Below are 2312 nucleotides of genomic sequence, written 5' to 3'. Positions count from 1 at the left end.
CCATTGAGTAGTTTTTCTGTATCTAAATTAAGTCAAAATAATAGATTAAAATCTATTTTGTTGAGAAATCATATGTTAGAAGAAAGTAAAATATCTAAAGCACCAGAGGATATATCCTCTGAAGACAAAGGAGAAATAAGTGCAATACTTAGATACTTTAAGAATAATCATTCATTAAAGGATATTAAGTTGTTATCGAAAGATTTTAAAATAGAAGATATGGATAGGGTATTTGGGTTTCCCTATGTAAAGGAAGGTCTATATAGAGATAATTATTTCCATTATCATGCAGAGAGAAGAGGTAAAGTCTTTGAAGTTAAAAGATATGATTATCTATTAGAATCTTATAGTATAATAGGAAGAACTGAAATTATGGACAATATTATAGTTTCATATAACAAAAATAATCATGATTTTAAAATAGAGGAAAAAGATAATATAATATATAATAAGAATTTAAAGGATTATGCCATGGAGATTGTGGGAAGTAATCAGAATGTAAGTGATAGATATAATAATATAATAGAAGCAGATAAAATGATATTCATAGATGAAAATGATAGAGTAAGAGTTAAGTTTATTATAGATAATATAGATGGACAAAATCTTGATAACATGGAAGATATAGTATTTAATAATATAAATTATTATGTATTAGTCAAAATTAAATAGTTATTTTCTATGTAAAAAGGGGTAAATTAAATATAATAAGAAACTATATGAAAAGGGGATGAGTTATATGTTAAAGGAAGAATTAAATATTATAAAGCAAGCTATTTTAAACGAGATAGAAGGCTATGAATTTTATCGAATGGCTGCTAATCAAGCTGGTACTAGTGATAGTAAAGAAGCCTTACTGGAACTTGCTAATGAAGAATTAAAACATGTAGGATATTTAGAGGCCTTATTTGAAAAAGTAAAAAAGAGCAATGAAGACGATAGAAAATTGGCTTTTGAAGAGATGCCACCTTCGCCAGAAATTTATAATTGGGAAAAAGTAGATAAAGAATATATAAGTTTAGCTATGTCGGTATTTAGTATCGGTATGCAGATGGAGCAGGCATCTATTGATTTTTATGAAGAAGCTAAAACTAAGACTAATATTGGAGAAGCAAAAGAGTTATATGATTTATTAATAAAATGGGAACAAGTTCATCTAGAACAATTCACTGAACAATATAATATGTATAAAGAAGATTGGTGGTCAGAACAAGGTTATGCACCATTTTAATCATTACATAGAAGGTTGCTCAGCGACCTTCTCCTTTTTATTTTAGACAATAAAGTATATAATAAAATAAGAAAACTAGAAATACTAGGAGTGATATATTGAAAACATTAAAAGAATTTAGCCTTGTATTGATAATACTTTTTGTAGGGCAAATTTTACAACTAAAGTACAATTTACCTATACCAGGGACTATCTTAGGGATGATAATTTTATTATTGTTGTTAATGACTAAGATTTTAAAGATGGAAAGGATTGAAAAAGCATCCAATGTATTATTAGAACATTTGACTTTATTCTTTGTGCCTCCTGTTGTAGGAATAATGAATCTATTTGATAAAGTAAAAGATATCTGGGTTTATTTATTAATAATACTATTTACATCTACCGTTGTAGTAATGGTGGTAACGGGACTAACCGTACAATTTTTGGATAAGCATATAACAAAAAAAGATAGGAAAGGAGCATAGAGCATGGCAATGTATTTAGATACTCCACTATTTGGGATCACATTATCGATAGTTGCATTTATTATTGGAATGTACATAAATAAAAAGAGTAAAATAGCATTATTTAATCCTTTGTTTATAGCTGGGATAATTATTATAAGTTTTCTATTATACTTTGATATAGATTACGATACTTATAATAAAGGAGGAAGTATAATAAGTTTTTTCATTGCACCTGCTACAGTAGTTTTAGCAGTTCCCTTGTATAAAAATATTAAATTGCTAAAAGAAAGATGGCTGTCTATATTAATTGGAATAATTATAGGGAGCTTGGCTGGACTTTTTACTATACTTTTATTAAGTAAATTTTTAGAAATAGACCATGGGATTATGGTTTCCATGTTACCTAAATCAACCACTACAGCTATTTCCATGGAAATAGCAAACCAAATAGGAGGATTGCCTACTCTTGCTGTAGCTTTTACAGCAGTGGCTGGAATAGGGGGAAATTTCATTGGAGAATATATATTAAGATTATTTAGAATAAATGACAAAGTTTCTAAAGGAGTAGCTCTAGGGACCGCTTCTCATGCATTAGGTACTGCCAAAGCTATAGAGATGGGAGAAACAGAAGG

At 28.4% G+C, this 2312-nt stretch carries 4 protein-coding genes; all 4 read left to right on the top strand.

The annotated features are described in order from the left end of the window. The coding region (locus VK998_RS05535) for a hypothetical protein (RefSeq protein ID WP_325226387.1) at positions 1-672 on the top strand (672 nt) is incomplete at its 5' end. A 67-nt stretch (positions 673-739) separates the two neighbouring features. Beyond that, positions 740-1231: a ferritin-like domain-containing protein gene (locus VK998_RS05530; RefSeq protein WP_325226385.1), complete on the top strand. Its 492-nt coding sequence runs from the start codon at positions 740-742 to the stop codon at positions 1229-1231. Between the two features lie 98 nt (positions 1232-1329). Beyond that, positions 1330-1698 carry a CidA/LrgA family protein gene (locus VK998_RS05525; RefSeq protein WP_325226383.1) on the top strand — a complete coding sequence of 123 codons (369 nt, stop codon included), beginning with the start codon at positions 1330-1332 and terminating at the stop codon, positions 1696-1698. A 3-nt stretch (positions 1699-1701) separates the two neighbouring features. Next, the coding region (locus VK998_RS05520) for an LrgB family protein (protein WP_325226382.1) at positions 1702-2312 on the top strand (611 nt) is incomplete at its 3' end.

Origin of the sequence: Schnuerera sp. (genome assembly GCF_035459645.1) — a bacterium.
GTDB lineage: Bacteria > Bacillota > Clostridia > Tissierellales > Tepidimicrobiaceae > Schnuerera.
Note: the sequence above shows the minus strand (reverse complement) of the source record. Positions and strands in the feature narration are given on the sequence as shown.

Excerpts from the sequence above, each read along its gene's own strand:
- VK998_RS05530 (WP_325226385.1), top strand. The coding sequence starts at position 740 with ATGTTAAAGGAAGAATTAAATATTATAAAGCAAGCTATTTTAAACGAG.